The 22,642-nt window shown below is 70.6% G+C and carries 27 protein-coding genes; 13 read left to right on the plus strand and 14 right to left on the minus strand.

The annotated features are described in order from the left end of the window. Positions 1–49 precede the first annotated feature (49 nt). From AC07VM_RS05300 to AC07VM_RS05325, 6 genes are all read right to left on the minus strand, one after another. On the minus strand, positions 50–850 hold the full coding sequence (locus AC07VM_RS05300; RefSeq protein WP_494910260.1) for a hypothetical protein: 801 nt from the start codon (positions 848–850) through the stop codon (positions 50–52). Then, positions 840–1,394, minus strand: coding sequence for a hypothetical protein (locus AC07VM_RS05305; RefSeq protein WP_494910261.1), 555 nt, complete (start codon positions 1,392–1,394; stop codon positions 840–842). The genes AC07VM_RS05300 and AC07VM_RS05305 overlap by 11 nt, the downstream gene beginning before the upstream one ends. Positions 1,395–1,401: 7 nt before the next feature. Further along, entirely contained in the window at positions 1,402–2,010 is a 609-nt protein-coding gene (locus AC07VM_RS05310) for a hypothetical protein (protein ID WP_494910262.1), read from the minus strand. Positions 2,011–2,067: 57 nt separating this feature from the next. Next, positions 2,068–3,279, minus strand: coding sequence for a hypothetical protein (locus AC07VM_RS05315; RefSeq protein ID WP_494910263.1), 1,212 nt, complete (start codon positions 3,277–3,279; stop codon positions 2,068–2,070). Further along, complete coding sequence (locus AC07VM_RS05320; RefSeq protein WP_494910264.1) at positions 3,276–3,584, minus strand: hypothetical protein; 309 nt, start codon at positions 3,582–3,584, stop codon at positions 3,276–3,278. Before AC07VM_RS05320 ends, AC07VM_RS05315 begins: the two co-directional genes overlap by 4 nt. Before the next feature lie 85 nt (positions 3,585–3,669). Next, complete coding sequence (locus AC07VM_RS05325; RefSeq protein WP_494910265.1) at positions 3,670–4,668, minus strand: EamA family transporter; 999 nt, start codon at positions 4,666–4,668, stop codon at positions 3,670–3,672. Between the two features lie 48 nt (positions 4,669–4,716). Here AC07VM_RS05325 and AC07VM_RS05330 point away from each other — a divergent pair, with 48 nt between their 5' ends. Further along, positions 4,717–5,253, plus strand: a complete 537-nt coding sequence (locus tag AC07VM_RS05330; RefSeq protein ID WP_494910266.1) for a CGNR zinc finger domain-containing protein — start codon at positions 4,717–4,719, stop codon at positions 5,251–5,253. A 27-nt stretch (positions 5,254–5,280) separates the two neighbouring features. Here AC07VM_RS05330 and AC07VM_RS05335 read toward each other — a convergent pair whose 3' ends face one another. Beyond that, positions 5,281–6,576, minus strand: a complete 1,296-nt coding sequence (locus AC07VM_RS05335) for an L-fuconate dehydratase (protein ID WP_494910267.1) — start codon at positions 6,574–6,576, stop codon at positions 5,281–5,283. Between the two features lie 125 nt (positions 6,577–6,701). Here AC07VM_RS05335 and AC07VM_RS05340 point away from each other — a divergent pair, with 125 nt between their 5' ends. Both AC07VM_RS05340 and AC07VM_RS05345 read left to right on the plus strand, forming a co-directional pair. Further along, positions 6,702–7,562, plus strand: a complete 861-nt coding sequence (locus AC07VM_RS05340; RefSeq protein WP_494910268.1) for a fumarylacetoacetate hydrolase family protein — start codon at positions 6,702–6,704, stop codon at positions 7,560–7,562. Further along, positions 7,544–8,308, plus strand: a complete 765-nt coding sequence (locus tag AC07VM_RS05345; RefSeq protein ID WP_267416125.1) for an SDR family NAD(P)-dependent oxidoreductase — start codon at positions 7,544–7,546, stop codon at positions 8,306–8,308. The genes AC07VM_RS05340 and AC07VM_RS05345 overlap by 19 nt, the downstream gene beginning before the upstream one ends. Positions 8,309–8,353: 45 nt before the next feature. On the opposite strand, the gene AC07VM_RS05350 is transcribed toward AC07VM_RS05345, so the two are convergent. After that, entirely contained in the window at positions 8,354–9,328 is a 975-nt protein-coding gene (locus tag AC07VM_RS05350; protein WP_494910269.1) for an amidohydrolase family protein, read from the minus strand. A gap of 46 nt (positions 9,329–9,374) precedes the next feature. Here AC07VM_RS05350 and AC07VM_RS05355 point away from each other — a divergent pair, with 46 nt between their 5' ends. From AC07VM_RS05355 to AC07VM_RS05370, 4 genes are all read left to right on the plus strand, one after another. After that, positions 9,375–10,052: a FadR/GntR family transcriptional regulator gene (locus tag AC07VM_RS05355; protein ID WP_494910270.1), complete on the plus strand. Its 678-nt coding sequence runs from the start codon at positions 9,375–9,377 to the stop codon at positions 10,050–10,052. An 88-nt stretch (positions 10,053–10,140) separates the two neighbouring features. After that, positions 10,141–10,497 carry a cytoplasmic protein gene (locus AC07VM_RS05360; protein WP_267416129.1) on the plus strand — a complete coding sequence of 119 codons (357 nt, stop codon included), beginning with the start codon at positions 10,141–10,143 and terminating at the stop codon, positions 10,495–10,497. Positions 10,498–10,539: 42 nt separating this feature from the next. Then, complete coding sequence (locus AC07VM_RS05365; protein WP_494910271.1) at positions 10,540–11,598, plus strand: PLP-dependent cysteine synthase family protein; 1,059 nt, start codon at positions 10,540–10,542, stop codon at positions 11,596–11,598. Positions 11,599–11,621: 23 nt separating this feature from the next. After that, positions 11,622–12,137 (plus strand): glycine cleavage system transcriptional repressor, encoded by a 516-nt coding sequence (locus tag AC07VM_RS05370; protein ID WP_494910272.1) that lies wholly within the window; start codon positions 11,622–11,624, stop codon positions 12,135–12,137. Positions 12,138–12,217: 80 nt separating this feature from the next. On the opposite strand, the gene AC07VM_RS05375 is transcribed toward AC07VM_RS05370, so the two are convergent. From AC07VM_RS05375 to AC07VM_RS05385, 3 genes are read right to left on the minus strand one after another with little or no spacing between them, the layout of a single operon-like run. Beyond that, entirely contained in the window at positions 12,218–13,231 is a 1,014-nt protein-coding gene (locus AC07VM_RS05375) for an aldo/keto reductase family protein (protein WP_494910273.1), read from the minus strand. A 53-nt stretch (positions 13,232–13,284) separates the two neighbouring features. Then, complete coding sequence (locus AC07VM_RS05380) at positions 13,285–13,779, minus strand: hypothetical protein (protein ID WP_494910274.1); 495 nt, start codon at positions 13,777–13,779, stop codon at positions 13,285–13,287. A gap of 9 nt (positions 13,780–13,788) precedes the next feature. Continuing rightward, a complete protein-coding gene (locus tag AC07VM_RS05385; protein WP_494910275.1) occupies positions 13,789–15,288 on the minus strand; it encodes an aminotransferase-like domain-containing protein in 1,500 nt (499 codons plus the stop codon). 19 nt (positions 15,289–15,307) lie between these two features. Between AC07VM_RS05385 and AC07VM_RS05390 the strand changes: the two genes are divergently transcribed. After that, positions 15,308–15,649, plus strand: coding sequence for a hypothetical protein (locus AC07VM_RS05390; protein ID WP_494910276.1), 342 nt, complete (start codon positions 15,308–15,310; stop codon positions 15,647–15,649). On the opposite strand, the gene AC07VM_RS05395 is transcribed toward AC07VM_RS05390, so the two are convergent. Both AC07VM_RS05395 and AC07VM_RS05400 read right to left on the minus strand, forming a co-directional pair. Further along, positions 15,637–17,172, minus strand: a complete 1,536-nt coding sequence (locus tag AC07VM_RS05395; RefSeq protein ID WP_494910277.1) for a DUF4407 domain-containing protein — start codon at positions 17,170–17,172, stop codon at positions 15,637–15,639. The two genes, AC07VM_RS05390 and AC07VM_RS05395, sit on opposite strands and share 13 nt — an antisense overlap. 86 nt (positions 17,173–17,258) lie before the next feature. Further along, entirely contained in the window at positions 17,259–17,831 is a 573-nt protein-coding gene (locus tag AC07VM_RS05400) for a TetR/AcrR family transcriptional regulator (RefSeq protein ID WP_494910278.1), read from the minus strand. A gap of 66 nt (positions 17,832–17,897) precedes the next feature. Here AC07VM_RS05400 and AC07VM_RS05405 point away from each other — a divergent pair, with 66 nt between their 5' ends. Then, a complete protein-coding gene (locus tag AC07VM_RS05405; protein ID WP_494910279.1) occupies positions 17,898–18,539 on the plus strand; it encodes an NAD(P)H-dependent oxidoreductase in 642 nt (213 codons plus the stop codon). Here AC07VM_RS05405 and rlmN read toward each other — a convergent pair. Beyond that, positions 18,488–19,789, minus strand: a complete 1,302-nt coding sequence (rlmN, locus tag AC07VM_RS05410; RefSeq protein WP_494910280.1) for a dual-specificity RNA methyltransferase RlmN — start codon at positions 19,787–19,789, stop codon at positions 18,488–18,490. The genes AC07VM_RS05405 and rlmN overlap by 52 nt on opposite strands. Positions 19,790–19,861: 72 nt before the next feature. Between rlmN and AC07VM_RS05415 the strand changes: the two genes are divergently transcribed. From AC07VM_RS05415 to AC07VM_RS05430, 4 genes are all read left to right on the plus strand, one after another. Continuing rightward, entirely contained in the window at positions 19,862–20,446 is a 585-nt protein-coding gene (locus AC07VM_RS05415; protein ID WP_494910281.1) for a ribosomal protein L7/L12, read from the plus strand. 74 nt (positions 20,447–20,520) lie between these two features. Further along, positions 20,521–21,159, plus strand: coding sequence for a bifunctional 4-hydroxy-2-oxoglutarate aldolase/2-dehydro-3-deoxy-phosphogluconate aldolase (locus AC07VM_RS05420; RefSeq protein WP_494910282.1), 639 nt, complete (start codon positions 20,521–20,523; stop codon positions 21,157–21,159). Positions 21,160–21,197: 38 nt separating this feature from the next. Then, a complete protein-coding gene (locus AC07VM_RS05425) occupies positions 21,198–21,893 on the plus strand; it encodes an ankyrin repeat domain-containing protein (RefSeq protein WP_494910283.1) in 696 nt (231 codons plus the stop codon). Next, on the plus strand, positions 21,890–22,639 hold the full coding sequence (locus AC07VM_RS05430) for a sulfite exporter TauE/SafE family protein (RefSeq protein WP_494910284.1): 750 nt from the start codon (positions 21,890–21,892) through the stop codon (positions 22,637–22,639). Before AC07VM_RS05425 ends, AC07VM_RS05430 begins: the two co-directional genes overlap by 4 nt. Positions 22,640–22,642: the final 3 nt, after the last annotated feature.

A 22,642-nucleotide genomic window follows, 5' to 3' on the forward strand; every position in this document is an offset into this window, starting at 1 on the left:
GATCATCGCACCGCCCGCTGGCGTGCCCTCCGGCACCACCGGTTCGACCTCAGGCATCGGACGCGCGGAGCACCTCGGGCACCCATGTGCCCAGAATGACAGCGATGATCACGCCTCCTGCCGGCGCGCGGTCGTCGACCGGCGCACCCGCGGGCAGCGGCCCCCGGGACCCGACGATGGCCGCCCGCTCCGACTCACTCAACTGCGCCGTGAGGTCGGCCTGCATCCGCTCGCCGATCGCAGCCACCTGCGGACGCATGCGCGCGAGGGCCACGTTGATGGCGGTGTCGATCTCTTCGGTGCCTTCCGGGTCGGCACCGCGCACCACGAAGTAGGTGATGAGCGCACCGACGCCGATCAGCGCGGCCCCGATGACCACGGGCGCCGTCGTCAATCCCCGGGACAATTGGAATCCCGCGGCAAGGACGAGCGCGATCGTGACGATCGCCTGAGACCTGAGTGCTCCCCTGTCGAGTGGGCGGAATCGGCTCGCCAGGATGACGAGAAGGTCGCCGAACGCCGCCATCACCGCGAGAACGGTCGCGACGACCGCCGTGTCAGCGGGGTCGAATCGGAATCCGCTCGTGAGCACGGCTGCCACTGCCGCGCAGAGCGCCGCGGCGAGTAAGGTGAACGACGCCCACCCCCAGTGCGGGTTACGCGCACCATATTCAGCACGCAGCCACGCCCAGCAGTCCTTTCGAGCCTTCTCCGCCGCTTCCCGGGCGGAGTGCCAGGTCTCGAGGGCGAGGTCCTTGCGACCGACACGGTCGAAGGCGTTCATCTCCGCCGTCGCCGCGTCGAGAAGTACACGCTGACTCGGTCGAGTCGACGTCTGATCAGCCGACATGCTCATCTCCTTCTGCGACGTCGAACGTCGCGACAACCTGTTCAGCCAGTCCATGAACGACCGCTGCCGCCAACGGTGTCAACGACGAGAGCGCCGCCACGACGCAACGCCCGCACACGTCAGCCACGTAGACCGTCGACACGGTCTGCGGCAGCGCGACGAGACCGTCCCCGTGCGCTCCTTGCTCATCGAGGAGAGTCACTCTCCAGCCGGAGACACCCACGAAGTCGAACGGCAGCGCCTGACCGGGCCACGGACTGGGCACGAGGGCCTCGGCGACACCCAACGCCCCCTCGCCGGTCGCGGGGGCGGGTACGCCGTCGAGAGCGGCGATGCCGAGCATCGCGTAAAGCTCGGCCGTCGGGTCACACAGCAGCAGGACAGCGCTCAGATCGGTGTCGACGCGGGCACCGAGAGCCAGGGCGCATGCCGTGGCCACCGCCTCTCGGGAGTCTTCGGGTGCCGAAGCGATCTGCCGCTCGTACCAGGCGGCGATGTCGTCCTTGCCGGGCACGACCTGCCAGACCGCCGGGTCCGCCTGCATAGTCAGCTCAGCCACGACGCCACCTCACGCTGGCCACGATCGCATCGCACACGAGCGAGATCGCCCGCAGCCCCTCGTCGGGCAGCTGCGAGCCATCCGCGCCGCGAAGTATCTGCGAGCGGAACATCAGGCCGACGGACGGATGCCCGGGCACGGGAAGCAGATAGCCCGAGCCGGCGATGTCGACCTCGCCGCCTTCGACCGTGCTCTTCTGATCCATCGTCCACCGCAGGATGGTTCCGCCGGAGTCGAGCGGCGTCGCTCCGCGGTTCGCGATCAAGCCGCTCCCGAGATCCTGCAGCGAACCGCCACCGGGCGCACGCAGCCAGGAGGCGACCAGACTCACCGGGACGAAGTCCTCGGCGTCAGCGCCGGCAGGAGCGAACACGCGCACCACCTCGGCGCGAGAGGCCTCGGCGCGCGCGGTCGCCATCATCTCCTCGACACGAGCGCGCATCACAGCGCGATTCGCCACCGGGAACTGATCGAGCACGGCATCGAGACGAGGGCGCATCGATCCGAACGAGGCATCCGTCGCCTCCCACCCCGCGGGCAGGAGGACGGCGAACGCCGGCATACCCGCGGACGCGTCGATAACTTCAGCGCGCAGCGACATCGGGGAGCCTCCTGGAATCGACCGGCGTCGGATGCGCCGGTGTCGAGCCTAACGGCTCTAGGTCAACGCCTCGTTGAGGTCCTTGAGGGTGCTGGTGAATCGCACGTACACGTCGGCAGCTCCTCCGAATGCCTGCGCGGCGTTGGTCGGATTGCCCGCGAGCGCCTGCCACCCCGCACGCCAACCGCCGACGCGCATGTTGCCCTGAAGGAGGAACTGGGGTGTGTGGAGAATTCGCATGAGGTTCTGCGAATTCAGACCGTGCGCCCCCTCGAAAAGATCAGGAATCCGCGTCTTCAGGAAATCATCGAGCTTGCTGCCGTACTGGGCGAAGTCATCTCCGGCGATGCGGAACACGGCCGCGATCTGCGGGAACTTGCCGGGGTTGACGAACGTCGCGAACTTGGCGAGCTTGCCGAACGGGATGATGCCGATGGCCGCGAGCGCGACGCTCTGCCAGTCACCACGACCGGCGTTCAGCTTCGCGATCTCGCCCAGCAGGCTGAGCACGCCCGCGACAGCGGCGAGGACTCCGGCGAGGAGCGCGAGAGGCCCCGTCACGACGAAGGCGACGATGATGAGCACGATGCCGACGACGAGCAGCACCGCGAGCATCGCCTCGACGAATGGCATCGAGTTGTCCCAGAAACTGTCGGAGACGCCATCCGCATTGACCTTCTCGAGGCCCGCGCACGCGGCCTCGTAGGCGGTCTCCCAGGTCTGGGTCGGCGCATCGAAGCCGGCCCAGTAGTACTCCCAACCCTCGACGGCGGTGTCGAAGGCCGCCTGCTCCGAGGCATCGCTGGGCGCCGTGCCGGTCTGCTCGACGCCGTTGCGGTCGTTGCGCTCCCACTCGCTCTTCTCCGCCGCGGCTCCGCCGAGCGCGAGAGAGGCGGCGCGAACCTCCTCCCAGGTGCGCTCGGCCCCGCTGACGCGCCATCCCGTCTCGCTCTGAGCGGTCTCCAGGCTTCGCCCGTAGGCGCCGAGCGCCGCGCCGCTCGGTCGGTACCTCTTTGCGGCGGCGGACAGGTCGGCGTGCACCTTCTTCGCCTGCTCGCGAATCGCCTCGAAGGACTCCCCCTTGCCGACGGCGCCGTCGGCGAAGAGTTCGAGCGTGAGTGCGGCGTTGGCCATCTTCTGCCCGAGCTCTTCGATGTCGGTGGCATGCGCCGCGATCGCACTCGGCGAACCGTCGATCATCCTGACCTCGCGTCCGCCGGGGGTGTGGGGCATGTCGACGCGCGAGTAGATGTATGAGTTCTCGGTCACTCTTTGGGCTCCATACTCCTGGCGAGCTCGAGGTCGGCCTCGCGCCAGCCGTCGCGTGCATCGTCGATGCGGGTCTTCATCTCCTCGAGTTCGCGGCGCAGCGTCTCCCGTTTGTCGTCCCAGGCCGATTCGAACTCGTCGGCGGCGCGGGCGAGCCTCGTGTCGCCCAGGGGCTCGCCGATCGCGTCGAGGAGCCTGCCGGTTCGCGCCCCCGCACCCTTATCACCGAACTCGGCCATGATCAGGCCCAGTGTCTCGCTCAGTTCCCGCATCGAATCAAGCGGGATGTCCACCCCATCTGCCATGCCACTCCTCCGCACTGCCGAGGCCAGCATAAGTGCAGATGCGGATCACCGGCGATGGGGAGAAAGACCCATCCCCCCGCAACGCTCAGGTCGGAGGGAGCTCCCCCTTCGCGACCGGCAGTCGTGACGGGGGCACCGGCTCCACGAACTCCGGGGCGACCGGCTCACCGAGCTTGACCACGACGACACCCGCGAGCACGAGCACGCCGCCGAGGGCCTGCAGCAGGTCGGGGAGCTGTCCGAGCAGCAGCCAGCCGAACAGCAGGGCGGCGACCACCTCGGCGAGCGCGACGAACGAGGCGAGCCGCGAACCCAGCATCCGGGTCGACGCGATGCCGAGCAGGTACGCGAGCGCCGTCGCGACGACGCCCATGGCCAGCACCGGGACGAACCACGGCACACTGCCGAACCGGTACGCGATGTCCTCCGTCGTCCACGAGATCGGCAGCACGCCGATCGCTCCCGCGACCGTCAGACCCAGGGCGCCGAGCAGCAGTCCGCTCCCGGCGAGGGCGATGGGCGGCAGGCCGGTGTCGGCCTTGGCCGAGAGCACGAAGTACGTCGCCGCGCCCACCATGGCCCCGAGCGCCCACAGGATGCCGGCCACGTTCACGTCGGCGCCGGTGAGGATGTCGAGCATGAGCACCAGACCGACGAACGCGATGACCGCGCCGATGATGCTCGTGCGGTTCGGCCGCTCACCCCGCCGCACCCAGAGCCACAGCAGCACCGCGACCGGAGCGGTGTATTCGATGAGGAGCGCGAGGCCGACGTCCATGACCGCGACGGCCTGGAAGTAGAAGAGCTGGGTCGCGGTGACAGCGAGCAGTCCGTAGGCGAGGATCATCCCCGCGTTGCGCCGCAGCAGCCCCCACCGCCCACGCAGGGACAGGATCGTCGGGATCAGGAGCACGAGCGCCGCGACCCAGATGCGCGCCGTGACCGCGGCGCCCGGCGTCCATCCGGCGTCGATGAGTCCGCGCGCCCATCCGCCCGACATGCCGAAGGCGAAGGCCGCGGCGATCGCGAGCGGCAGCCCGAGGCGCACGTCCCGTGCGGACCTCAGCCTTGAGTCATTGCTCACCGTGCTCATGATCGATGACGCTACTCGCGCGAGTTGTAAGATGTCAACATGATCTTCACCGATGACACCGAGGATGCTCTGCGGGCCGCCGTCTGGCTCGTGAACTCCGCGGAGGATCCGGACACACTCAACGACGTGGACGACGAGGCCGCGTTCCTCCGCGACTTCCCCTACACCGGCAGGCTCGATCTCGATCAGGCCGAGGTGGCATCCCTGCGCGCGCTGCGTCCGCGCCTGCGTTCGATGCTGCTCGCTTCCCGCGACGAGATGGCCGCGCACGTCAACGAGGCTCTCGCGGAGGTCCGGCTCACCCCGCGTCTGCTCCGACACGACGGCGCCGACTGGCACCTGCACACCGTGACCGACGACCATCCCCTCGACGAACGCGTGCTCCTCGAGACCGCCATGGCCCTGATCGACGTCATCCGCTCCGACGAGGGATCGCGCCTCTCGGTCTGCGAGGACGACACCTGCCTGGCCATCGCCCTCGACCTCTCCCGCAACCGCTCGAAGCGGTACTGCTCCACGACGTGCGCGAACCGCAACGCGGTCGCCGCGTATCGCGCGCGCCGCGCCGCCGGCTGACCGGAGCCCGCCCGCGGACGGCCGCGATCACGCCCCGGCGTGCGTGCCCGTCCAGGTGTACTCGGCGATGCTGTCCGCCTTCATCTCCATGCTCGATCCGGGCGCGGTCGGCGCCATGTAGGACCCGCCCCGGATGTCGGTCGGGACGACGAAGTGCTCGTGCAGGTGGTCGACGAACTCGATCATGCGGCCCTCGCGGGTGCCGGTGACCGCGACGAAGTCGAACATCGACAGATGCTGCACCGCCTCGCACAGCCCGACACCGCCCGCGTGCGGGCACACCGGCACGCCGAACCTGGCGGCGAGCAGCAGGTTCGCGATGTTCTCGTTGACGCCCGCCACCCGCGTCGCATCGATCTGCATGACCGAGATGGCGTCCGCCTGCAGCAGCTGCTTGAAGATCACGCGGTTCTGCGCGTGCTCGCCGGTCGCGACGCGGATGGGCGCGACGCCGCGGGCGATCTCGGCGTGACCGAGGACGTCGTCGGGACTGGTGGGCTCCTCGACCCACGCGGGGTGGAACTCGGCGAGGGCGTTCACCCACTCGATCGCCTCCGCCACCTCCCAACGCTGGTTCGCGTCGATCGCGATCGGGAAGTCGGGCCCGCACACCTCGCGCGCCTTGCGGAACCGGCGGATGTCGTCGTCGAGGTCGGCGCCCACCTTGAGCTTGATCTGGGTGAAGCCGTCGGCCATGGCTTCCCGGGCGAGGCGCTCGAGCTTCTCGTCGGAGTACCCGAGCCACCCGGGACTCGTGGTGTACCCCGGGTACCCCGTCGCGAGCAGCTGCTGCTCCCGCTCGGTGCGGCCCGGCTCCGCGGCGCGCAGGATGTCGAGGGCGTCCTCACGGGTGAGGGCGTTGGTGAGGTAGCGGAAGTCGACGAGGTCGACGATCTCCTCCGGCGTCATGCGGGCGAGCAGCTGCCAGAGCGGGAGGCCGGCGCGCTTGGCCTTGAGGTCCCACAGCCCGTTGATCACGGCGCCGATCGCCATGTGCATGACGCCCTTCTCCGGGCCGAGCCACCGCAGCTGCGAGTCGCCGATGAGGTCGCGGAACGTGCCGCCCATGTCGTCGAGCAGGGGTTCGACCTCCCGTCCGACGAGGTGTCCGGCGAGAGCGTCGATCGCCGCGACCTGCACGTCGTTCCCCCGCCCGATCGTGAAGACGAACGCGTGCCCCTCGATGCCGTCCCCGGCATCCGTGCGCACCACGACGTAGGCCGCGGAGTAGTCCGGATCGGGGTTCATCGCGTCCGATCCGTCCAGGCTCAGAGACGTGGGGAAGCGGATGTCGGCGGTGTCGAGGGCGACGATGCGGCTCACGGGTGGGGGTCCTCTCGGAGCACGGGTCTTGTCCGTGCGGATGCTTTGGAGTGTAAACATCCGATGTCTATACTGTCAACGAGATGGGCCGCATCGCAGCGGCCACCCGACCGATCAGGAGAAACATGAAGTTCGCGCGGCTCGGCACCCCCGGGACAGAGATCCCCGTCCTCGTGGAGGGTGACCGCTACCTCGACCTCCGCCCTGTGACATCCGATGTGAACGGGGACTTCCTCGAGAGCGACTTCGTCGCCCGGGTCACCGCCGCCCGGGACGCCGGTGAGCTGCCCGAGATCGCGGACGCCGCGACGATGCGCATCGGCGCCCCCATCGCCCGCCCGAGCGCGGTGATCTGCATCGGCATGAACTACGCGGCCCACGCGGCCGAGTCGGGGTCGGAACCGCCCACCATCCCCATCCTCTTCCTGAAGACGCCGAACACGGTGGTCGGACCGAACGATGCGGTGACCATCCCCCGCGGCAGCGAGAAGACCGACTGGGAGGTCGAGCTCGGCATCGTGATCGGCGCGCGCGCCTCGTCCCTCGACTCCCCGGCCGAATCGCTCGCGCACGTCGCGGGCTTCGTCGCCGCGAACGACGTCTCGGAGCGTGCGTTCCAGCTCGAGGTGTCCGGCGGCCAGTGGTCCAAGGGCAAGATCGCCCCCGGCTTCAACCCGACCGGCCCGTGGCTGGTCACCCCCGACGAGGTCGACCATCAGACCCTGGGGCTGCGGAGCTTCGTGAACGGCGAGCCGCGCCAGGACTCGAACACCAGCGACATGATCTTCACGGTCGAGCACATCGTGCACCACCTGTCGCAGTACGTGACCCTCGAGCCCGGCGACCTGATCCTCACCGGCACCCCGCAGGGCGTCGCCCTGTCGGGCAAGTACCCCTACCTCGCCGCGGGCGACGTGGTGGAGATCGAGATCGACGGCCTCGGCCGTCAGCGGCAGGAGTTCGTGGCATGGGAGGCCCGGAAGTGAGCGCATTGAACGGCCTCGTGGCGATCGTCACCGGCGGAGCATCCGGGATCGGCGCCGCGATCGCGCGACGACTGCACGCGGATGGCGCGACCATCGCGGTGCTGGACCGCGACACCACGGCAGCGGACCCCGCCTTCGCCGCGTTCACGGCCGACGTGTCCGACCGGGCGAGCGTCGACGCGGCGGTCGCCGCCGTGGCCGAGCGGTTCGGGCGCATCGACATCCTCGTGAACAACGCCGGCATCGGCGCCCAGGGCGACATCGCCGCGAACGACGACGACGAGTGGGCACGCGTCCTGTCGATCAACGTGACCGGCATCGCGCGCGTCACGACGGCCGCCCTGCCCTGGCTGCGGCAGTCGCCCGCCGCGGCGGTCTGCAACACCGCATCCATCGCCTCGACCACCGGGCTGCCGCAGCGGGCGCTCTACAGCGCGTCGAAGGGCGCCGTGTCGGCGCTCACCCGCGCGATGGCCGCGGACCACCTGCGCGAGGGCATCCGGGTGAACGCGGTCAACCCCGGTACCGCCGACACCCCCTGGGTCGGGCGACTGCTGGACTCCGCGACCGACCCCGCCGCCGAGCGTGCCGCGCTCGAGGCCCGGCAGCCGCACGGGCGCCTGGTCGACCCGGCCGAGGTGGCCGCGGCGGTCGCGTACCTGGTGGGCCCGGACGCGGGTTCGACCACCGGCACGTCCATCGAGGTCGACGGCGGCATGGCGCGACTGCGCCTCCGCGCCGAGTAGAACCGCTCCCTCCGTCGGCTCCGCGGCCCCCGTGTCCGGTCGCGGTCAGCCGCGGGTGCCGCGGAGCCAGGCGCGGAGGCCGGTGCGCGGCGCCTCGGGAGGAGCGCTGTCGCGCGGGGCGTCGGTGCGATACACCCGCTCGGCGTTGGCCCACAGGATGGCGTCGAGGTCGTGCCCTCGCGACTGCGCCCAGGAGATGACGGTGTCCGCCCAGCGCGTGCGCCCCGTGGGCTGATAGGTGGCGGAGCCGTCCTCCGGCGCATGCGGGTCGTCCTCCTCGGCGGGCCCGATCACCGACACCGGCCAGTCGCTCCCCCACAGCAGTCGCTCCGGCCCGAACGCATCGGCGGCGACATCGAGGAACGGCTCCAGCTGCGCAGCGTTCCAGTCGCCGCCCGCCTCGCCCGGCAGACCGGAGAGCTTGCACGAGGCGTTCGGATGCCGTGCCAGCTCGGCGAGGTCGCGCACCCACTCCGCCGTCGGGGCGAGCGGGGCGGAGGCCGTGCCGACCGCGGGCTTGCCCAGATGGTCGAGCACGATCCGCAGCTCCGGGATCGCGCCGGCGAGACGGGCGACCTCCGGCAGCTGCGCGGCGCGGACGCAGGCGTCGAACGCGAGGTCGCGCGCCGCGACCTCGCGCGCACCGGTCACGAACGCCGCCGAGACGGCCAGCCCGTCCACCTCGCCCTGCAGATTATGCCGGACGCCGACGACGAGAGGCTCGGCAGCGAGCCCTTCGAGGTGGGCGACGGTGTCGGTCCCCCGGTCGAGACGGATGCCCGCGACGATGCCGACGAGGCCGAGGGCCGGTGCGAGTCCGGCGACCCAGCGCACCTCGTCGAGGAAGTCGTCCTCGACGGTCTCGGCCTGCACGAAGACGCACTTCTCCGGCTCGGCCTGCACGACACGGGCGAGTTCGAGCTCGAGGTCGGCGAACCGGTACGCCATCGGGCCCTCGAGCCAGGTGTAGGTCAGCACCTCGGGGTCCCAGAGGTGCAGATGGGAATCGAGAACTCGCATGCCCCCATCCTGCCGCAGACATCGGATCAATCGCTAGGATGACGCCATGGCAGTGACGGACGACGCGATCGAGAAGATCAAGGCGATGATCGTGTCCGGCGAGCTCGCCCCCGGCGACCGCCTCCCCCCGGAGAAGGAGCTGTCGGAACGGCTCGGCCTGTCCCGCAGCTCCCTCCGCGAGGCCGTCAAGGCTCTCGAGGTGATCCGCGTGCTCGACGTGCGCCGCGGTGACGGCACCTACGTGACGAGCCTGGAACCGCACCTGCTGCTGGAGGCGATCTCGTTCGTCGTCGACATGCACGACGACGACTCGATGCTCGAGATCTTCGCGGTGCGACGGATGCTGGAGTCGCAGGCCACCGGGCTGGCCGCCACGCTCGGCACGGACGAGCAGATCATGGAACTGCAGCGCGAGGTCGACGGCATCGACGCCTCGGTCAGCATCGAGGAGCTCGTCGACCACGACATCCGCTTCCATCGGGACATCGTGGCGATGGCCGGCAACGCGTATCTCGCGAGCCTGATCGAGCACCTGAGCAGTCAGACGGTGCGGGCGCGCGCCTGGCGCGGTCTCACCGAGACCGGGGCCGTGGAGCGCACGCTCTCGGAGCACCGGGCCATCTCGGATGCCATCGCCCAGCGCGACCCCGCCCTGGCGACCTCTCTCACCACCGCGCACATCGCCGGTATCGAGCGCTGGCTGCGCCACGCGACCGCTCCCTGAGCGCCGGTCGACGCACCCCGGACGAGTGGCCTGCGGACCACCGGAAGAGGGCCTGCCGCGCCGGCTCTCCCGGGTGTACGGTCGCCGCATGATCGCCGACGATCCCACCCTGACCAACCCCGACCACTACCGCACGCTCTGGGAGAACGAGCACGTCCGCGTGCTCGAGTACACCGACGTCCCGGGCGACGCGACGACCCCGCACGACCATCCCAACTCGGTCATGGTCACCCTCAGCGACTTCTCCCGTCGCCTCCGCGCGGGCGAGCGGACGTTCGACACGACCCTCACCACCGGGCAGGCCGTCTGGCTTCCCGCGCAGCGCCACTCCGGCGAGAACACCGGCACGACGCCGACGCACACGATCCTCATCGAGCTGAAGGGCGACGCGGCCGGAGAGCCGACGGACGCGCACCTCGGTCCCGAGCATCCCGCCGCGGCGTGACCGGCCCGAGAGGTGGCTGCACCGGCCGGTAGTCTCGATGGCATGAGCGACTGGACCAGCACCGCGATCGCCCTGCTGGAAGCCGACGCGAACCGCAGCGCCGACACGCACCTGCACCTGTTCCCACTGCCGCCGGAGTGGGGCATCGACCTGTATCTGAAGGACGAGTCCGTCCACCCCACCGGGTCGCTCAAGCACCGCCTCGCGCGCTCGCTCCTGCTCTACGGCCTCGTCAACGGCCGCATCCGCGAGGACACCACGCTCGTGGAGTCGTCGAGCGGATCGACCGCGGTGTCCGAGGCGTACTTCGCCCGCATGCTGGGGCTGCCGTTCATCACCGTCGTGCCGCGCTCGACGGTGCAGGAGAAGATCGACCTCATCGAGTTCTACGGCGGCACCTGCCACTTCGTGGACCGCGCGGAGGACATGTCGCCCGAGGCGCAGCGCCTGGCGTCCGACTGCACGGGCCACTACCTCGACCAGTTCACGTTCGCGGAGCGCGCGACCGACTGGCGCGGCAACAACAACATCGCCGAGAGTGTGTTCAGCCAGCTCGCCCAGGAGCGGCATCCGATCCCCACCTGGATCGTGACCGGCGCCGGGACCGGCGGCACGAGCGCCACGTTCGGCCGCTACGTGAAGTACCGTCGCCACGACACGAAGGTCGCGGTCGTCGACCCCGAGGGTTCGGCGTTCTACGACGGATGGGCCGGCACCGTGGACCCGCCGGCCGGGCGCCCGAGTCGCATCGAGGGCATCGGCCGCCCGCAGGTCGAGGCCTCGTTCGTGCCGACCGTGATCGACGAGATGATCCGCGTGCCGGATGCCGGGTCCATCGCCGCGATCCGGATGCTGCGCGAGCGCACCCTGCACTGGGCCGGCGGCTCGACCGGCACGAACCTGTACGGCGCGTTCCAGCTCATCGCCCGGATGCGGGCCGCGGGCGAGACCGGCAGCGTCGTGACCCTGATCTGCGACAGCGGGGTCCGCTACGCTGGCACGTACTACTCGGACGAGTGGGTCGCGGCGCAGGGCTGGGACCTCGCCCCGCACCGCGCGCGGCTGGAGTCGTTCCTGGAGTCCGGCACCTGGGTGGAGTGAGACCTGCGGGCTACGCTGGCCGCATGACTACTCTGATCCTCACCGTCGCGGGTGCAGACCGTCCTGGCCTCGTGGCCGCCGTCGCCGATGTCGTGGATGCGCACGGCGGCAACTGGGAGAACAGCTCGCTGGCCGAGCTCGCCGGCACGTTCGCGGGCGTGATCGAGGTCTCGGTCGCGGACGAGCGGTCGAGCGACCTGCAGTCCGCGTTGCGCGGGCTGCAGGGACAGGGGCTGCTCACGCTCGCGGTGCTCACGGGCACGCCGGATGCCGCCGCCGCCGACGATCAGCTGCTCGAGATCCAGGTGCTGGGCAACGATCGACCCGGCATCGTGCGGGAGGTCTCGACCGTGCTGAGCGCCCACGCCCTGAGCATCGAGGAGCTCGCGACCGAGACGCGGGACGCCGCGATGGCCGGGGGCCGCCTGTTCGAGGCATCCGTGGTGGCGAAGGTCCCGGCATCCGTCGATCTGGATGCGCTGCGCGACGACCTCGAGCGCCTCGCCGCCGAGATCCAGGTCGACATCACCCTCGGCTGAACGGGGCCGGCTGAGGAGCAGCACCCGGACGTGGAGAAGGCCGCCGCTCCGAAGAACGGCGGCCTTCTTCGTGTCCGGCCTCAGACCAGACGGGATTTCGGCGAGACCGAGTAGGTGCCCTCGGCGTCGCGGTTGACCGTGTCGCCCAGGGCCTCGTCGATCGCAGCCATCGTGTCGGCGTCGAGCTTCACGCCCGAGGCCTTGACCGTCTCGGCGAGCTGCTCCGGACGGGAGGCTCCGACCAGCGCGGCCGCCACGTTCGGGTTCTGCAGCACCCACGCGATCGCGAGCTGCGGCATCGAGAGTCCGGCCTGCTCGGCGATCGGCTTCAGACGCTGCACGGCGGTGAGGATGTCGTCCCGCAGCAGCGCCTTGATGAAGTCGGAGCCGCTGTGCGGATCGGTCGCGCGCGAGCCCTCCGGCACCGGCTGGCCCGGCAGGTACTTGCCGCTGAGCACGCCCTGCGCCATCGGCGACCAGACGATCTGCGAGATGCCGAGCTCTTCGGAGGCGGGCACGACCTTGCCCTCGATCACGCGCCACAGCATGGAGTACTGCGGCTGGTTCGAGATGAGCTGGATGCCCAGCTGCTTCGCCAGCGCGTGTCCCTCGCGCAGCTGCTCGGCCGTCCACTCCGAGACGCCGATGTAGAGCGCCTTGCCCTGGCGGACGACGTCGGCGAACGCCTGGAACGTCTCCTCCAGCGGGGTCTCGTAATCGAAGCGGTGGGCCTGGTACAGGTCGACGTAGTCGGTGCCGAGACGCTGCAGCGAGCCGTTGATCGACTCGAAGATGTGCTTGCGGCTCAGGCCGGTGTCGTTCGGACCCTTCGGACCGGTCGGGAAGTAGACCTTCGTGAAGATCTCCAGACCCTCGCGGCGCTGCCCCTCCAGAGCCTTTCCGAGGACGACCTCGGCGGCCGTGTTGGCGTACGTGTCGGCGGTGTCGAACGTGGTGATTCCGGCGTCGAGGGCGGCATGAACGGTCTTCACGGCGGCGTCGTCGCCGACCTGCGAGGCGTGGGTGACCCAGTTGCCGTAGGTGATCTCCGAGACCTTGAGACCGCTGTTGCCGAGATAGCGATAGTTGACCATGGATCCACGCTACTGGCTGGCTCGGAGGGCGGGGGCGGATGCGGCGTCCGAAGTCAGGCGACGGCGCGGGCCGGGCGCTGGCGCACAGCCCGCACGACGCCCACGACGATGAGGGCGACCGCGGAGAGCGCACTCACGGCGTAGAGCGGGCGCGCCCAGGGCGAGTAGTCGGCACCGCTGATCCCGAAGGTGTCGGCGAGCGCCATGCCGGCGCCGAAGGAGGCGGCGAAATAGCCGATCGTCCCGAGCATCAGCAGCACCAGGAACCCGATCGTCGGCACCAGGGGATGTGCGCCCGCACCGATGGAGACCACGGCGACCACCACGGCGAGGACCACGCCGATGCCGAGGATGAAGAACATCGCGCCCTCACTGAGGCTCTCCCCCGCATTCGCCATCTCGGAGTCGATCTCGTCGAGCGTGAGGCCGGGTGCCGCGGCGAGGGGGTTGAGCACGAGGATCTGGACCGCGGCGAAGGCGGCGTAGGCCGTGACGGCGAGCACGCCCACGATCGAGATCCCCAGGGTCTGTCGCCGCATCCGGTTCATGCGGTCACCCTAGGCAGGTCCGCTGAGAGAGTCCCGATACTCGCGCCAGGCCGCACCGAGCCGACGGATCCCCTCGGCGAGCACGTCGTCCGGCGCCGTGAAGGGGATGCGGATGTGGTCGTCGGGCGAGGCCGACACCGCGAAGGCGGCGCTCCCCGCGATCGAGACACCGTGCGCGGCCGCGGTCCTCGCGAGCGCGGCCGCGGACCCCGCCGGCACCCGCACCCACAGCGACAGTCCACCGCGCGGCGGCTCGACCGCCCAGTCAGGCAGGTGCTCGGCCATGAGGGTCTGCAGCAGTTGCAGACGCTCCTGGTGGATCCGGCTGTTCGCCCGGCGGAGGTCGTCGGCGCGAGCGATCAGATCCAGCGCGAGCAGCTGACCGGGCACGCTCGTGGACTGGTCGGCGAGCTGCCGCGCACCGCGCAGGCGACGCACGAGCACGGGGTCGGCCCGCAGCCATCCGATCCGCAGGCCGGCCCACACCCACTTCGACACGGACTCGACGACGATGACCGGGGCGTCGGCGCGCTCGGCGGCGAGGGTGGGTGGCACGACGCCGTCGAAGGAGATCCCGGCGAGCACGCGGTCCTCGATCACCGGCACCCCGTACTGCGCGGCGAGCTCGGCGACACGATGCCGAGCGGCGGCCGGGAGGCGCGAGCCCGTCGGGTTCTGGTGGTGCGGATTGAGCGCGACGACGACGGGCCGCAACCGGGCCAGCGCCTGTTCGAGGGCGTCGACGTCGAGCCCGTCGGGACCCATCGGGATGCCGTGCACCGTGCCGCCGCGGAGGCCGACCGAGTCGGTGACCCCCGGCCACGTGATCTCCTCGGCGAGGACGATGTCACCCGGACCGACGAGGGCGTTGACCACCAGACTGATGGCCTGCTGCGCACCGTGGGTGACGAGGATCTGCTCCGGTGTGGTCGGCGTACCCTCGGCGGAGTACATGTCCGCGATGAGGGTGCGCAGAGCGGGGAGTCCGGCCGGGTCGGTCTCGGGCAGCAGGGCGATATCCAGCCGCGGCTCGTGATCGCGGATGAGCTGCACGCCGAGGTCGGAGATCTGCGGCACGGTGCGCAGCAGATCGATCGCGTTCGGAAGCGCGGAGAACAGGGCCTCGCCCCGGCCGGGACGCTGCGTGGACGCGACAGGCGCGACCGCACCGGCGATGCGGGTGCCGCTCCCCTGACGCCGTTCGACGAGTCCGCGTTCGGCGAGGTCCGTGTAGGCCGCGACGACCGTGCCGCGGGAGACGGAGCTCGCAGCCGCGAGCGTACGCTCGGCGGGCAGCCGGTCTCCGGGACGCAGCTCGCCGTTCGCGATCAGCGCCTCGATGCCGCGGGCGAGTCGCGTCGCGAGGGTGCCGTCGCCGTGCGTCCAGCGGCCGAGCCGCGCGGAGAGCGCGCCCGAGGAGACCTCACCGGCGCGCACCAGGTTCGTGGAACCATCCGTGGCCGATCCGTGGTCCACCGGCCGATCATTGGCCCTGTCATCGGAGCTCATGAGACCTGATTCTGGACCAATGGACGAGAAGATGACCACCCTGATGCACAATCTTGGACCAATCAGCCCGGATTGGACCATCGCGGAGCTCATCACGTGGCTGAGCGACGACGACGCCCGTCCGCACGACCCGGCGCTGCGGCATCCGCTCGCCCTGATCGAGGCGGCCCTGACCGGGGCGCCGTGGTCGCGAACGCCGTCGACCGTCGCGCTGGTCCGCTCACTGACCCTCGCCGCACCCGGGCACGCCGCGTCCGTGATCGCGGAGGTCCTGCTCCCGCCTCAGAGGCTGTCGCTCGTCGCGCGAGCGGACGACGACGGGGCGGGCGGGAGCAGGACGCCGCAGCGTCAGGTCGCCTGAGCCGAGGCCGTCGCCGCGGGTGGCGTCGGAGTCGTGACGATGTCGGCGCGGTCGCGGAACCCCTCGGCCGTGACCCGGTCGAGGGCGACCTGCTTGCGGATCGCCGCCGCCTTCTCGTACAGGCTCGGGTCGCCGTAGCTCGTGAGCACCTTCACCAGCACCGGCAGCAGCTCGATCATGAAGAACAGCGCGGCGATGAGGATGTGCGCCCACAGGATCGAGGGCTCCTTCTCGCTCAGCCGGTTCAGTCCGCTGATCTGGCTGAGGAGGCCCACGGCTCCGGCGTTGCCCTGCGCCACGGCGTCGGCGCGCGCGTTGTACGCGGTGAGCGCCTGATCATAGGTCTTGCGGGCGGTCGGGAGCTGCGACTTCGCCTGCTCGCGGTTCTGCGCCTCGGACGAGGAGGTGTTCTCCTTCGCGGCGGTGCCGGCGGCGGCGAGCTCCTCGTTGGCGGTGCGCAGCTGAGCGGCGAGCGCGTCGTACGTCTGCTGGGCCTCGGCGAGCTGGGCCTTGGCGGCGCTCGAGCTCGCGCCCTCGCCGTTGACGCCGGTGCAGCCGGGAACGGTCCCGGCGCCCTCACCGGTCAGCTCGCACTGGTAGAGCGCGCGGGCCTGGTCGATCACGGTCTGCTGGGCGGTCATCTTCGCGGTCACGTCGTCGACGGTCGCCTGCGCCGCCGACTCGGTCGCCGACGAGGCGTCGGTCCCTGCCACGATGCCGGTCGCCGCCTGGTTCTCGAGCTCGGCGACCTTGGCGGTGGCCGCGTCCAGCGCGAGCTTCTCCGGCCCCGACTCGAGTGCCTCCTGGTCGGTCTGCGACTGCGTGATGTTGGTCGACGCGACCTCGCGGGCGATGTCGTTGTGGAAGATCTGCAGGACGAGCGGCTCGGCGACGACGAAGCCGATGATCGCGGCCATGATCACACGGGGGATCGCGAGGCCGATGAGCCGCCAGACGTTGCGCGTCGAGCTCATGGTCGACGTGAGGAAGCGGTCGAGGTTGAAGATGATGAGTGCCCACACGAGCGCGAGCGGCACGGCGAGCCACAGGGCTGCCTGCACGCCCGTGGTCAGGGCGAAGAGCATCGAGATCGCCGAGACGAGCGCGGTGCCGGCGAGCACGAAGAACATCTGCACGAAGCGCGGCGTCTCGCCGGGGACACGGTCGAGGATCTCGCCCTCTGCGCCACCGAGGATGGCCAGGGTCCGGGCGCGGGACCCGGGCGTGCGCGCCTTGCGCGCCTTGCGGGGCCGGCGCAGGCGGGGCTCGCGCGGCGGCTTCACCGGGGCGGGCTCTGCGGCGGTCGACTCGTCAGCGGTCGACTCGTCAGCAGCGAGGGCATCGGCGATCGGGGTCGCCTCGGACGGCACGGATGCGGACGCCGCACGGGTGGCGTCGTCGGTGCCGGTGGGCTCGAACTCGCGCAGGAAGTCGAGGTCATCCGTGACGGCGTCGGGTTCGCTGTCGAGGATGATCCGACCCTGCGAGTCGTAGCGACCCGGTCGATGGGCGGAATAGGGCATTCGAACAATCTACGAAATGTCGCCTGTGCATCGCGTGGAAGAGCGCTTTGAGCGACTCACAGGTTGGATCACGGAACCGGGCCGGATCACTCCGCGGGAAGCAGTCGATCGAGGGCCGCGGCATACGCGGACAGTCCCTCGTCGAGCGTGAAGTGCCCGGCGGCGGCGAGCGTGCCGAGCCCGTGGATCAGACCCCAGAGCGCCACGACGTCGGTCGGTCGGTCGAGGCCGACCGCGGCCGCCCCCTCGGCGAGCACCGCCTCGAGTCCGTCGATCAGCGGTGCCATCGTCGGGGTCGGAGATCCGGGCACGCAGACGGTCGGGTCGTAGACGGCGTCGAACGCATGCGGATGCTCGACGGCGAAGCGGACGTATGCGGAGCCGCCGTCGGTGAGTGCGGCCCGCGGGGTCGACGCCTTCTCCGCCGCCGAGCGGACCTGATCGAGGAGATCGGCCATGGCGCGCTCGGCGATCGCCTTGAGCAGACCGAGCCGGTCGGAGAAGTGGTGGTACGGGGCGTTGTGGCTGACGTTCGCAGCTCGGGCGACCTCGCGCAGGCTGATCTCCGCCGCGGGCATCCGCTCCAGCAGCTGCATGGCGGCGTCTTCCAGGGCACGGGCGAGATCGCCGTGGTGGTAGCCGTCCTTCGAACTTGACATGAGCAACATTGTCTCCTATCTTGACACTGTCCACCCAGCTTGACACTGTCCAGATAGGAAGATGACATGCCCACTCTCGTGATCGACGGCCACCCCGACGCCCTCTCGCTGACCGCCGCCATCGCCCGGCGCTACGCCGACGGGCACGGCGATGCTCGCGTGCTCGCGCTGCGCGACCTCGACTTCGACCCGAACCTGCGCTTCGGCTACCGGGCGCGCACGACGCTCGAGCCCGACCTCGTCGAGGCGAAGCGGGCGCTGCACGAAGCCGACCGGATCGTCATCGCGACGCCGCTCTGGTGGGGGTCGGTGCCCGCCCTGCTCAAGGGCTTCTTCGACCGCGCCCTGCTGCCGCAGCAGGAGTACCGCTACACGAAGCTCGGTCTCGTCGAGGGGCTGCTGCCCGCCCGTCACGGCAGGCTGCTCCTGCTCGCGGACACCCCCTGGTACTTCGTACCCTTCACCGGGCTGCCCGCGCAGACCCACGTCGCCCGGGGCACGATGCGCTTCTGCGGCATCCGCTCGGTGCGCACGCACCGCATGCTCGGTGTGAAGGACGCGAGCAGCGCCACCATCACCCGCTGGCTCGACCGCGCCGAGCGCCTCGGTGCCGCCGACGGGCGCCGAGCGGGCACGCCTCAGGCCATCGCGGCGCCTCAGGCCATCGCGGCGGAAGCGGCCTCATCCTCGGTGGTGGCGACGAGCTGACCGCACGCCCCGTCGATCTCCTTGCCGCGGGTGTCGCGGAGGGTGGTCGGGATGCCGGCGTCGTTGAGCCGGCGCACGAACTCGTTCTGCACCGGGATCTCCGACGAGGTCCAGATCGAGCCGGGAGTGGGGTTCAGCGGGATCGGGTTCACGTGCACCCAGCCGCGTCCGCGCTGGTTGAGCTTCTCCGCGAGGAGGTCGGCGCGCCAGGCGTGGTCGTTCATGTCCTTGATGAGCGCGTACTCGATCGAGACGCGACGACCGGTCTTGGCGTAGTACTCGTACGCGGCGTCGAGGGCCTCGTCGACCTTCCAGCGCGAGTTCACCGGGATGAGCTCGTCGCGCAGGTGATCGTCGGGCGCGTGCAGCGACAGGGCGAACGTGACCGGGATGTTCTCGTCGGCGAGCTTCTTGATGGCGGGCACGAGACCGACCGTGGAGACCGTGATGCCACGGGCGCTCATCCCGAGGCCGTCGGGCTGCGGGGCGACCATCGACCGCACCGCATCCATGACGCGCTTGTAGTTGGCGAGCGGCTCCCCCATGCCCATGAAGACGATGTTCGAGACGCGCTCCATGCTGTGGTCGTCGGCCTTCTTGCCACCGAGGCCGCCCTCGGCGATCAGACGGTTGGCGCGCACGATCTGCTCGATGATCTCGGCGGTCGACATGTTGCGGGTCAGGCCCGCCTGTCCGGTGGCGCAGAACGGGCAGTTCATGCCGCAGCCGGCCTGGCTCGAGACGCACAGCGTGATGCGGCCGGGGTAGCGCATGAGCACCGACTCGACCAGGGCGCCGTCGTGCAGGCGCCAGAGGAACTTGATCGTGTCGCCGCGGTCGGTCTCGAGGCGTCGCACCTCGGTGAGCAGCGGCGGCAGCATCCCGGCGACCAGCTGCTCCCGGGTGTCGGCCGGAAGATCGGTCATCTGCTCGGGGTCGGACGTGTAGTGGCGGAAGTAGTGCGTCGACAGCTGCTTCGCACGGAAGCCGGGCAGCCCGAGCTCCTTGACCTTCTCGATGCGCTCGGCCGGGGTGAGGTCGGCCAGGTGCACCGGCGGCTTGCCGCGCTTCGGGCTCGCGAACTGCAGCAGCGGACGCCCCTCGGCATCCTTCTGCTGGGTCCATCCCTCGGTCTTCGGGCGCACCTGCGCGGTGCGGGTCTCACGGACCTTGCCCGGGGCCGGACGACCCTGCGGGGCGGACGCGGATGCTGCGGGGCGCGTCTCGCGCGTGCGGGGAGTCTCGGTCATACCCTCCAGGGTACGCGGTACCGGATGGGAAGCCCCTGGGGCGGGCGACACCGCTCCCGTAGACTCCCCCTCATGATGGACGCATGGGAGACGATCCCCTGGCTCTTCCTGGGGTTCTTCCTCGTCATCGGCGGTGTCGTCATCGGCGGCATCTGGATCATCGTGGTCGCCATGCGCAAGACGCGGCCGAAGCTGCCGGAGCCGCAGGTCTTCACACCGACGACCGCGACGTCGCACTCCGCGGCCGCCTCCTCCGCGACCACGACCGTGTCGGGCCTGACGGGCGATGTTGTCGCCGAGATCGACCGGCTCGTCGCGGCCGACCAGAAGATCCATGCCATCAAGCTGTACCGCGACCGCTCCGGCGTCAGCCTGAAGGAGGCCAAGGATCGCATCGACCACTGGTCGGTCAGCACCACGGCGCCGCACCTCGCCGCGGTCTCGAACGCCACCGCCGTGCACTCCTCGATCACCCCGGCCACCCCCACCGTCTCGGCGGTCCGGGCGTCGCTCCCGGCGGCCGTGGCATCCGACATCGACAGGCTGGTCGCGGCCGGCTCGAACATCGCGGCCATCAAGGCGCTCCGCGAGCACACCGGACTGGGACTCAAGGAATCGAAGACCCTGATCGACGGCTGGGCACCGCACCGCAGCTGACCCGTCACGGACGACGCGCGGCGACGCACCCTGCGCGGGGGAGAATGGGAGCGTCCCTCACTCCAAGGAGCCTCATGACCGACCGTCTCGACACCGCCCGCGCCACCGGCATCCTCGCCGTCCTCCGCGCCCCGTCCCCCGAGCTGGCGCTCGAGGCCTCCGAGGCCATCATCCGCGGTGGGGTCACCGGCATCGAGGTCACCTTCTCCACCCCCGACGCCCCTGCGGTGATCCGTGAGCTCATCGCCCGCCACGGCGACGCCGCGTACATCGGCGCCGGGACCGTGACGACAGCGGAGCAGGCCGCCCAGGCCGCCGAGGCGGGCGCGCAGTTCCTCGTCAGCCCCGGCACGCTCCCCCACCTGACCCGCACGATGCTCGACACCGGACGCGTCGTGATGACCGGAGCGATGACCCCCACCGAGGTGATGGGCGCACTCGAACTCGGCGTCGACGTCGTGAAGATCTTCCCGGCATCGCTCGGCGGCCCGTCCTACCTCGGCGCACTGCGCGGCCCGTTCCCCGACGCCCCGCTGATGCCCACCGGCGGCGTGAGCCCCGACAACCTGGCCGCCTGGTTCGCGGCCGGCGCGGTCGCGGTCGGCGCCGGCGGAGACCTGGCGAACGGCGCGTCGATCAAGGCCGCCGACTGGGCCGACATCGAGCAGCGCGCCGCGCGGTTCGCCGCGGCGCTGGCCGCCACGCGGGGCTGAGGGCGCGCGCTTCCAGCCTCGTTTGGTATACCAGACGCATGCGTGTGCGACGGATGACGATCATCGCCGCCCTCGCGGCCACCCTGCTGACCGCGTCGGGCTGCGCCGCGGAAGCGCATCCGTCACCGCCGACACAGGAGACCGCCATGACCGACGCCACGCACGACCTGCTCACCGCCGCCGCTGCCGGGGAAGCCGACGCCGTGCGGGCGGCCCTCGACGCGGGAGCGGACATCGAGGCGCGCGGCTCCGAGGGGATGACGGCCCTGGTCGCCGCGACCAAGGCGAACCATGTCGATGCCGCGCGGATCCTGATCGAGGCGGGCGCCGACGTGAACGCGAAGGACGACATCCAGGATTCGGCATACCTGTACGCGGGCGCTCGCGGACACGACGAGATCCTCGTGCTCACCCTCGAGCACGGCGCCGACTTGAAGAGCACCAACCGCTTCGGGGGCACGGCCCTGATCCCCGCGTCCGAACGCGGACTGCTGGCGACCGTCGAGATCCTCCTCGAGGCCGGCGTCGACCCGAACCACGTCAACAACCTGAACTGGACGGCGCTGCACGAGGCGATCGTGCTCGGAGACGGCTCCCCCCGCTACGTGGACGTGGTGCGCGCGCTCCTCGACGGCGGTGCGGACGCCGGCATCCCGGACGGCGACGGCGTGCTCCCGGTCGACCTCGCCGCGAGCCGTGGCTACGACGCGATCGTCTCCGAGCTCCAACGGTGATCGCCCTCGATCCGTGGGCGTGGACGGCCCTGGCCGTGGCCGCGGTGATCATCGGCGTCTCGAAGACCGCGCTGCCCGGCGGCAGCATCCTCGCCATCGCGCTGTTCGCGGCCGTCCTGCCCGCCCGCACCTCGACCGCTGCGACGCTGCTGCTGCTCATGGTGGGCGACCTCTTCGCGCTGACCGCCTACCGCCGTCACGCCCACTGGCCGACGCTGCTGCGCCTCGCCCCCGCGGTCATCGCGGGTCTGCTCGTCGGGTTCGCCTTCCTCGCGCTCGCGGGCGACGGGGTGGTCCGCCGCGCGATCGGCGTGATCCTGCTGCTGATGATCGCCGTGACGCTGTGGCGCCGCTGGCGGCAGAGCAGGGCGGACACCGTCGCCCCGCCTTCCAGCGGCATCCTGCTCGCGGGCGCGTACGGCACGCTCGGCGGCTTCACCACGATGGTCGCCAACGCGGGCGGGCCCGTGATGTCGATGTACTTCCTCGCCACCCGCACCCCGGTGCAGGTGTTCCTGGGCACATCCGCGTGGTTCTTCGCCATCATCAACGTGATCAAGGTGCCGTTCCTCGCGGGCCTCGGTCTGTTCGAGGCGCCCGTGCTGCTGATGGATGCCGTGCTGGCACCGCTCGTGGTGATCGGCGCCCTCCTCGGGCTGCGGGTCGCGCGCCGGATGAATCAGCGCGTGTTCGACCGCATCGTGATCGCCCTCACGATCGTCGGCGCGGTCTACCTGCTGATCTGACCC

It is taken from the genome of Microbacterium sp. GW821-FHT01D02 (assembly GCF_059422585.1).

What these genes read in the sequence shown, in the direction of transcription:
- AC07VM_RS05300 (WP_494910260.1), bottom strand. Translation starts at nt 850, where the DNA reads ATGTCGGCTGATCAGACGTCGACTCGACCGAGTCAGCGTGTACTTCTC.
- AC07VM_RS05305 (WP_494910261.1), bottom strand. Translation starts at nt 1,394, where the DNA reads ATGCAGGCGGACCCGGCGGTCTGGCAGGTCGTGCCCGGCAAGGACGAC.
- AC07VM_RS05310 (WP_494910262.1), bottom strand. Translation starts at nt 2,010, where the DNA reads ATGTCGCTGCGCGCTGAAGTTATCGACGCGTCCGCGGGTATGCCGGCG.
- AC07VM_RS05320 (WP_494910264.1), bottom strand. Translation starts at nt 3,584, where the DNA reads ATGGCAGATGGGGTGGACATCCCGCTTGATTCGATGCGGGAACTGAGC.
- AC07VM_RS05330 (WP_494910266.1), top strand. Translation starts at nt 4,717, where the DNA reads ATGATCTTCACCGATGACACCGAGGATGCTCTGCGGGCCGCCGTCTGG.
- AC07VM_RS05340 (WP_494910268.1), top strand. Translation starts at nt 6,702, where the DNA reads ATGAAGTTCGCGCGGCTCGGCACCCCCGGGACAGAGATCCCCGTCCTC.
- AC07VM_RS05345 (WP_267416125.1), top strand. Translation starts at nt 7,544, where the DNA reads ATGGGAGGCCCGGAAGTGAGCGCATTGAACGGCCTCGTGGCGATCGTC.
- AC07VM_RS05350 (WP_494910269.1), bottom strand. Translation starts at nt 9,328, where the DNA reads ATGCGAGTTCTCGATTCCCATCTGCACCTCTGGGACCCCGAGGTGCTG.
- AC07VM_RS05355 (WP_494910270.1), top strand. Translation starts at nt 9,375, where the DNA reads ATGGCAGTGACGGACGACGCGATCGAGAAGATCAAGGCGATGATCGTG.
- AC07VM_RS05360 (WP_267416129.1), top strand. Translation starts at nt 10,141, where the DNA reads ATGATCGCCGACGATCCCACCCTGACCAACCCCGACCACTACCGCACG.
- AC07VM_RS05365 (WP_494910271.1), top strand. Translation starts at nt 10,540, where the DNA reads ATGAGCGACTGGACCAGCACCGCGATCGCCCTGCTGGAAGCCGACGCG.
- AC07VM_RS05370 (WP_494910272.1), top strand. Translation starts at nt 11,622, where the DNA reads ATGACTACTCTGATCCTCACCGTCGCGGGTGCAGACCGTCCTGGCCTC.
- AC07VM_RS05375 (WP_494910273.1), bottom strand. Translation starts at nt 13,231, where the DNA reads ATGGTCAACTATCGCTATCTCGGCAACAGCGGTCTCAAGGTCTCGGAG.
- AC07VM_RS05380 (WP_494910274.1), bottom strand. Translation starts at nt 13,779, where the DNA reads ATGAACCGGATGCGGCGACAGACCCTGGGGATCTCGATCGTGGGCGTG.
- AC07VM_RS05385 (WP_494910275.1), bottom strand. Translation starts at nt 15,288, where the DNA reads ATGAGCTCCGATGACAGGGCCAATGATCGGCCGGTGGACCACGGATCG.
- AC07VM_RS05390 (WP_494910276.1), top strand. Translation starts at nt 15,308, where the DNA reads ATGGACGAGAAGATGACCACCCTGATGCACAATCTTGGACCAATCAGC.
- AC07VM_RS05395 (WP_494910277.1), bottom strand. Translation starts at nt 17,172, where the DNA reads ATGCCCTATTCCGCCCATCGACCGGGTCGCTACGACTCGCAGGGTCGG.
- AC07VM_RS05400 (WP_494910278.1), bottom strand. Translation starts at nt 17,831, where the DNA reads ATGTCAAGTTCGAAGGACGGCTACCACCACGGCGATCTCGCCCGTGCC.
- AC07VM_RS05405 (WP_494910279.1), top strand. Translation starts at nt 17,898, where the DNA reads ATGCCCACTCTCGTGATCGACGGCCACCCCGACGCCCTCTCGCTGACC.
- rlmN (WP_494910280.1), bottom strand. Translation starts at nt 19,789, where the DNA reads ATGACCGAGACTCCCCGCACGCGCGAGACGCGCCCCGCAGCATCCGCG.
- AC07VM_RS05415 (WP_494910281.1), top strand. Translation starts at nt 19,862, where the DNA reads ATGATGGACGCATGGGAGACGATCCCCTGGCTCTTCCTGGGGTTCTTC.
- AC07VM_RS05420 (WP_494910282.1), top strand. Translation starts at nt 20,521, where the DNA reads ATGACCGACCGTCTCGACACCGCCCGCGCCACCGGCATCCTCGCCGTC.
- AC07VM_RS05425 (WP_494910283.1), top strand. Translation starts at nt 21,198, where the DNA reads ATGCGTGTGCGACGGATGACGATCATCGCCGCCCTCGCGGCCACCCTG.